Here is a 6,022-nt window from a genome sequence, read left to right on the forward strand (position 1 = left end):
CTTGTTCTCGAGCATTTTTCCTGCGCCATTTCTGATCAGCTACCTACTGTGATTGGTATAACAGGGTTTCTAGGATGAAAGCATCATCAAAGTGACGCTCTCCAATAAAGGCAATGGCATGCTGTCCATGTTGTCTCATTGCACCTGGGGAGCGCACGCCAAATGGCCACAGGAACCAGCGCTCACCGCGAAGACTTTGTTCCAGAATGCCGAATTCATCAAAAGGGCTTTTCCTCATTCCTGTGCTATCCGAAAGCATCAGTGACTCTTTGATTTCTCTCGCCTGAAGCGTGATATCGGGTTGAATGTTATCAGTAACATGAATCGCGCTGATCATGTGCTCTCCGCCAGTTAAACTGATTTCAAAACGACCGTTATCTGTAGTTGGGAACAGGTAGTTCTGGATTGGCTTTTCGTCATCGCGCTCTGTAAACCATAGTGTTGGACTCAATGCATACACCATGTGATAGCAACCGCACTGGTGAATGGAATCCAGAATCAGTGGGGCACCATCTTCACCCAGCGTGATGCGCACATTCACCGCATCAAACTCTCCTGCATACGGGTCGATGTGGCCTTTTGAGGTTCTTGCTGGGAACCACAATGCGTAATTGAGTTGAGGGAGCACTTTCCCATGAAAACGGGTGTAGGTGACGGAGCGGTAAATAACGGGCTTTTGGGTATTGATCAATACCCTGTCTTGGCTCTCCATCGCCAGTGCGCCGGGGATGTCATCGGGTGATAAGGTTTCGACGACAAACAGAGGTGAGAACCTATCGAGTAATGCCTCAGATTCATCGTTGGTGAGCAAAGGCCATTGCAGTGAGGAATAGCGACTCGCTTCTTCGAATATGGCTTTCACGTTTTGCTGCGTCAGATGTGTCGGTGGCTCGCCATAACGGAAAGGGTGTTTCAGCGCTCTGCCAAAATCTGCTTTGATGCGCTCCTGTTCATCTTCAATTTGGCCTTCGGCGACAAGCGTGGCAACAGGGTAAACGCCTACCACTCGCTTCCAATGCTCGTAAGCTGTCGGTACGGAAGGGGGATGGCTCTCCAATTCTCCCCAAAAACGGGAATTTTCGATGCTTTCCTCGAGTAATTGCTGCTGGCATTGCTTCAATTCAATCTGATGGCGGGTATCGACGGGTGCTAAAGCCAATGCGACATCAAGTTGCTCTTTCCCTTTATGACCCACATAGGTGAGCCATTGAGCTTGCGCAGAAGCGCTAGCTAGCTCTCCAACAAAGGAAGTGCTGAAACGGTCAAAAGCCAGATGAGGAAAGCGTAAATCCTGATGGTAAGGCAGTTTGAAATCACGTCCTTGTTCGACTTTCTTGTAATAAGCAGAGAGGCGACTTTCACACGTCTCCCCATTTTGAGTGAACAGGGTAGTTTGGTGTGGCCCAGTACACCCAACTAGCAAGGTAGCAAATAGTAAGAAAAAGAACCGGGATCTCAGCATTGTGCCCTATCTATAAGTTACTGTTCGGCTTTAACAGTGTCGGTACAAAGGACAAAAAATGAAAACCGAGAAGCAAAAAATGCTAAGTGGTGAGCTTTATCGCGCGAGTGATGAAGAGCTGGTGGCAGATAAAATGCGATGCCGTGAAGCCATGCGTCGCTTTAACCAAAGCGTACCTGAGAGTGACGACTGGAAAAGGGCTAAGCGTGATTTGCTGCCAAACGCGCCCGACTCAGTGTATATCGAGCCGCCATTTTTCTGCGATTACGGCATTCATGTGGCCTTCGGCGAGAATGTTTTTATCAACTTTAACTGCACCATTTTGGATGTTGCGCCTGTGACTATCGGTCATCGCGTGATGATGGCGAACAATGTGCAGCTTTTGACAGCAACACACCCATTGGATGTTCAGCGCCGTGCCTATGATTTGGTTGAATACGGTTTGCCCATCAGCATCGGCGACAATGCGTGGTTAGGTGGCGGTGTGATTGTTCTGCCGGGTGTGACGATTGGTAAGAACTGTGTCATTGGCGCGGGCAGTGTGGTGACAAAAGATATTCCAGACAACACGATTGCTGTCGGTAACCCTGCCAAAGTGGTGCGTGAGCTGACTGCTGAGGAAATCGCTGAGCGCAGTTAAGTTAACGATTCCAACTCTGTGAGCACGTCAATCGCATATTGATTGGTGCTGCCACAAATATCCCGGTCAGCTTTGAATTGCCCACACACGGCAGGGCGCTCAGGCTGGCCGAAAATTTTACAAAGATTCTCTTCATTCAATTGGATACAACGGACCCCGGCCGGTTTGCCATTGGGCATACCTGGAATAGGCGAAGAAATGCTTGGCGCGATGCAGCAAGCACCACAGCCTAAACGACAGCTTACAGCGGTATCAGTCATCTCTCAGCCTCAATGAACGGGGTATTTGGTTATAATCCAATCGTGGGCGCGCACAGTATCACTCACTTTGGGTAAACGCAAAGTGTTGATGGTAATCGCCCATAAGACCTTGATTGACAGTCGCTGAACGCAGGGATTTCGCCTTGCGCTTGCAGTTTCTGCTCTGGGTGGTATAACGAGCGCCTTTATCAAGATTGACTGGCAGGTACGGGTAAGCATGACAACGCCTTTCTGGGAAAAAAAATCACTGACTGAAATGACTGACGCAGAGTGGGAATCACTGTGCGACGGTTGCGGTAAGTGCTGTCTTCACAAACTGATCGATGAAGACACCGAGGAGTTGTACTACACCAACATCGCTTGCAGCCTGTTGGATGACAAGACCTGCTCGTGTAAAGACTACCAAAACCGTTTTAGCTATGACGAAGACTGCCTGAAGCTTTCCCGGGAGAAAATCGAAGAGTTTTACTGGCTGCCAGATACCTGTGCTTACCGTTTGCTGGCAGAAGATAAACCACTTCCAGCTTGGCACCCACTGATTACCGGGTCAAAAGACGTGATGCATGCCGCGAACGAATCAGTACGCGAGAAAGTGGTTTACGAAATCGACGTGATTGATTGGGAAGACCACATCATCAATCATCCTAGCCGTCGAGGTTAACTCCTGTGAAGTTGACCCTTGGTCCAATGGAGGGCGTGCTTGACCCTTTGATGCGTCAAATGCTGACAGAGATTAACCCTTATGATCTCTGCGTGACCGAATTTGTCCGTGTCGTCGATGCGAAGCTGCCACCCCGCGTCTACTACAAGTTAAGCCCTGAACTGGAAAATGGCGGTAAAACGCTGTCGGGGACACCTGTGCGTGTACAACTGCTAGGTCAGTCTCCGCAATACATGGGTGAAAATGCCGCACTGGTGGCGGAACTCGGCTCGTCTGGGGTGGATATTAACTTTGGGTGCCCATCCAAGACGGTAAACGGCAACAAAGGTGGGGCGGCTCTTCTGAAAGAACCTGAGCTGATGTATCAGGTGGTGAAAGCCGTTCGCGAAGCGGTGCCTTCCGATCAAGTGGTCAGCGCCAAAGTGCGTCTGGGCTTTGATGATGTCTCTGCCTATCGTGAAATTGCCGATGCGGTGCAATCGGGTGGGGCCAGTGAAATTGTCGTTCATGGTCGCAGCAAAGCAGATGCTTACAAGGCGGGCACTATACGTTGGGATTTGATTGGTGATTTGGCAAAGAACTTGTCGATTCCAGTGATTGCCAATGGTGATATTTGGTGTCGAGATGACGCGCTAAAATGTGCGGAAGTGTCGGGTTGTGAAACTTTGATGGTTTGCCGTGGCGCGCTGAATATGCCGAATCTTGCGGCACACATTAAAGCCGATAATGCACCGATGTCTTGGCATCAAGTGCTGATGCTCTTGGTTCGCTATTCAGAATTTGAAATTCGTGGTGACAAGGGTATGTACTACCCGAACCGAGTAAAACAATGGTTCCGTTATCTGCAGGCTGAATATCCAGAAGCGAAAGAGCTGTTTGTGCGTATTCGCCAGCTTAAAGACAAACAACAAATTCTGGGTGAAATCATCAGCACGCTCAACAATGTGGAGCGTCAGACTGCTGTTGAGAGCTTTGCTTAAAATTGATTTCAAGAAACATAAAAAAGGCAGACTTTGGTCTGCCTTTTCTCTTTTCGTTTTTGCTACCTAGATCAGTACTGGTTTAAGACCCGACCCGGCAAAATACGGTAGTCGATGCGTCCAGGCCAATTCTGTTCGGACAGCGCTGAGATCATGGCTCGCGCAACACGCACGGCTTCTACAGGCTCAAAATCTGCCAAAGGACCCGCAAGGAATGGGTTCAGCAGCGGCATGATTCGCTGCAGGAATTGTTCATCCTTTCTTGGTTCTTCACGCTCTCCAACCAAAGGACCGGGACGTGCCACTAAAAGGCGTTCATACCCCATCTCTGAAAGTGCACGCTCCATTTTACCTTTGCAGCGCAGGTAATGGGATGGTGACCAAGGGTGAGCCAACATACTGGAAACCACGGCCAGATGCTTTACGCCGACGACGGCCATCATACGTGCGACTTTGACCACAAGGTGATAATCCACCTCTTCCAAAGCGACTTTTGACCCTGCCTGCTTCTTGGTTGTACCTAAGGAAATATACCCTTGAAGTGGCACGGGCCATTGAGGTTGCCAGTGAGTGACTGAAAGGTCAGGACTTTGATGGACAATGATTTTTTCAGACACCACAGCGACAGGGCGTCGCGTTACAACGTGGATATGGGAGACATCAGGGTCCCCCAGTAATTGATGTAATAACTCGTCACCTACCAAGCCGGTCGCACCGGCGATAATGACACTTCGAGACGATGGCACTGACAGAAAGTCCTCTTAAATCAATTGCGGCTAGACTACCACGGTTTGAGCAAAACTATTCAACGCCTTAGACCAATTATTCGATTTGTCGCGTAGTTCTGCCGGTCAAAAAATGACCTTATTTTCATAAGGAGAAGTCGAAAATCAGCGGTGACGGTCGTTTTGGGTTATGATCCGTTTTTTACATTATTAGAGATCCACAATGACGTCGATGGTCGAATTACAAAGTGACTGGGAAGGTATGCCAGCCACTTTTATTGAAGGTGCGCTTTTGGCTGCGAACCTGTCTCCAGCACCTTTGGACCCTGAAAATAGCTGGTTGCCTATTCTGGTGACAGGTGGAATGGACGAAGACGATGTAGAGCCAATGACCACTGAGCAGAAAAAGGCGGTGATGCTGCGATTTGAGCAGCAGTATGTAGCGCTGATGAAGCACACCTACGAACTGCCTTTAGAGTTGTCACTCGACGCATCACGAAATGAAAATCATCAGGCTTTTGCCGAAGGCTTTCTTGCTGTTTGGCCTCACATTGAACCGGCATGGCAAGAGATCAAAGTGTCTGATGGTAGCCGACGCATGCTTTCGGCACTGATGACGACCATGCTTTTCCTTCATGACGAGCAAGGTACGCTGGACCAAATGAAAGAAGCAGGACTGGCGGCACTGCCATCGCCAGAGAAGTACTACCAGCAACTACCTCTGATGATTAACGAAGTGGCGTTGGCGGCTGATGAAGTGCAGCAGGGGTCCGGCGCTCGTGCAGTGAATCCGTACAAAACTGTTGGTCGTAATGACCCATGCCCTTGTGGCAGCGGAAAGAAATTCAAGAAGTGCTGTGGTAAGTGATGACGATTTCTCCAATCTTGGTTGTCGCTGGTGTGCTCACTGACGGTGATAGCATTCTCATTACTCAGCGCTTTGATCATGAAGGCGGTCTTTGGGAGTTTCCTGGTGGCAAAGTAGAGCAGGGAGAAACTGAGCCAGAGGCTTTAGCCAGAGAGCTATTGGAAGAGTTGTCTATTAAGGTAGAGGTTGGTGAGTATCTCACCGAAACACTCCACCATTATCCGACCAAGTCGATACTACTTAAAAGCTACCGCTGTAAGCTGGTGGAAGGTGAGTTGACCCTGCATTGCCATCAGGCAAAAGCATGGGTAAGCCAATCTGAGTTGGAGGATTATATCTTCAGTGATGCAGATAAGCCCTTGGTAGCGCTACTGAAAAGCAAATAACAAAAATCCCAGCCAAGGCTGTAATGCATGTGAATTAAGC

8 protein-coding genes are annotated in these 6,022 nt (G+C 49.2%); 5 read left to right on the forward strand and 3 right to left on the reverse strand.

Annotated elements, in window-relative coordinates; genetic code table 11:
- Positions 1-43 precede the first annotated feature (43 nt).
- Positions 44-1,462 (reverse strand): hypothetical protein, encoded by a 1,419-nt coding sequence (locus tag RN22_RS21710; RefSeq protein WP_046307686.1) that lies wholly within the window; start codon positions 1,460-1,462, stop codon positions 44-46.
- Between the two features lie 58 nt (positions 1,463-1,520).
- Between RN22_RS21710 and RN22_RS21715 the strand changes: the two genes are divergently transcribed.
- Entirely contained in the window at positions 1,521-2,102 is a 582-nt protein-coding gene (locus RN22_RS21715) for a sugar O-acetyltransferase (protein ID WP_046307687.1), read from the forward strand.
- Here the strand turns inward: RN22_RS21715 and RN22_RS21720 are convergent.
- Positions 2,099-2,362, reverse strand: a complete 264-nt coding sequence (locus tag RN22_RS21720; protein WP_002541050.1) for a YkgJ family cysteine cluster protein — start codon at positions 2,360-2,362, stop codon at positions 2,099-2,101. The genes RN22_RS21715 and RN22_RS21720 overlap by 4 nt on opposite strands.
- 217 nt (positions 2,363-2,579) lie before the next feature.
- Here RN22_RS21720 and RN22_RS21725 point away from each other — a divergent pair, with 217 nt between their 5' ends.
- Positions 2,580-3,023 carry a YcgN family cysteine cluster protein gene (locus tag RN22_RS21725; protein WP_046307690.1) on the forward strand — a complete coding sequence of 148 codons (444 nt, stop codon included), beginning with the start codon at positions 2,580-2,582 and terminating at the stop codon, positions 3,021-3,023.
- A 5-nt stretch (positions 3,024-3,028) separates the two neighbouring features.
- Positions 3,029-4,003, forward strand: coding sequence for a tRNA dihydrouridine(16) synthase DusC (gene dusC / locus RN22_RS21730; protein WP_046307692.1), 975 nt, complete (start codon positions 3,029-3,031; stop codon positions 4,001-4,003).
- Between the two features lie 71 nt (positions 4,004-4,074).
- Here the strand turns inward: dusC and RN22_RS21735 are convergent, their stop codons facing one another.
- Complete coding sequence (locus RN22_RS21735) at positions 4,075-4,749, reverse strand: nucleoside-diphosphate sugar epimerase (RefSeq protein ID WP_046307694.1); 675 nt, start codon at positions 4,747-4,749, stop codon at positions 4,075-4,077.
- 202 nt (positions 4,750-4,951) lie between these two features.
- On the opposite strand from RN22_RS21735, the gene RN22_RS21740 reads away from it, so the two are divergent.
- The gene (locus tag RN22_RS21740; protein ID WP_046307697.1) at positions 4,952-5,596 is read left to right on the forward strand and encodes a YecA family protein; all 645 of its coding nucleotides are present in this window, start codon (positions 4,952-4,954) and stop codon (positions 5,594-5,596) included.
- A complete protein-coding gene (locus tag RN22_RS21745) occupies positions 5,596-5,982 on the forward strand; it encodes a (deoxy)nucleoside triphosphate pyrophosphohydrolase (protein ID WP_046307699.1) in 387 nt (128 codons plus the stop codon). The genes RN22_RS21740 and RN22_RS21745 overlap by 1 nt, the downstream gene beginning before the upstream one ends.
- Positions 5,983-6,022: the final 40 nt, after the last annotated feature.

The organism is Grimontia sp. AD028, from assembly GCF_000973155.1.
GTDB classification, from domain to species: Bacteria; Pseudomonadota; Gammaproteobacteria; order Enterobacterales; family Vibrionaceae; genus Enterovibrio; species Enterovibrio indicus.

Bases quoted from the DNA above. Each gene is read 5' to 3' on its own strand.
- RN22_RS21710 (WP_046307686.1), bottom strand. From the start codon at position 1,462: ATGCTGAGATCCCGGTTCTTTTTCTTACTATTTGCTACCTTGCTAGTT.
- RN22_RS21715 (WP_046307687.1), top strand. From the start codon at position 1,521: ATGAAAACCGAGAAGCAAAAAATGCTAAGTGGTGAGCTTTATCGCGCG.
- RN22_RS21720 (WP_002541050.1), bottom strand. From the start codon at position 2,362: ATGACTGATACCGCTGTAAGCTGTCGTTTAGGCTGTGGTGCTTGCTGC.
- RN22_RS21725 (WP_046307690.1), top strand. From the start codon at position 2,580: ATGACAACGCCTTTCTGGGAAAAAAAATCACTGACTGAAATGACTGAC.
- RN22_RS21740 (WP_046307697.1), top strand. From the start codon at position 4,952: ATGACGTCGATGGTCGAATTACAAAGTGACTGGGAAGGTATGCCAGCC.
- RN22_RS21745 (WP_046307699.1), top strand. From the start codon at position 5,596: ATGACGATTTCTCCAATCTTGGTTGTCGCTGGTGTGCTCACTGACGGT.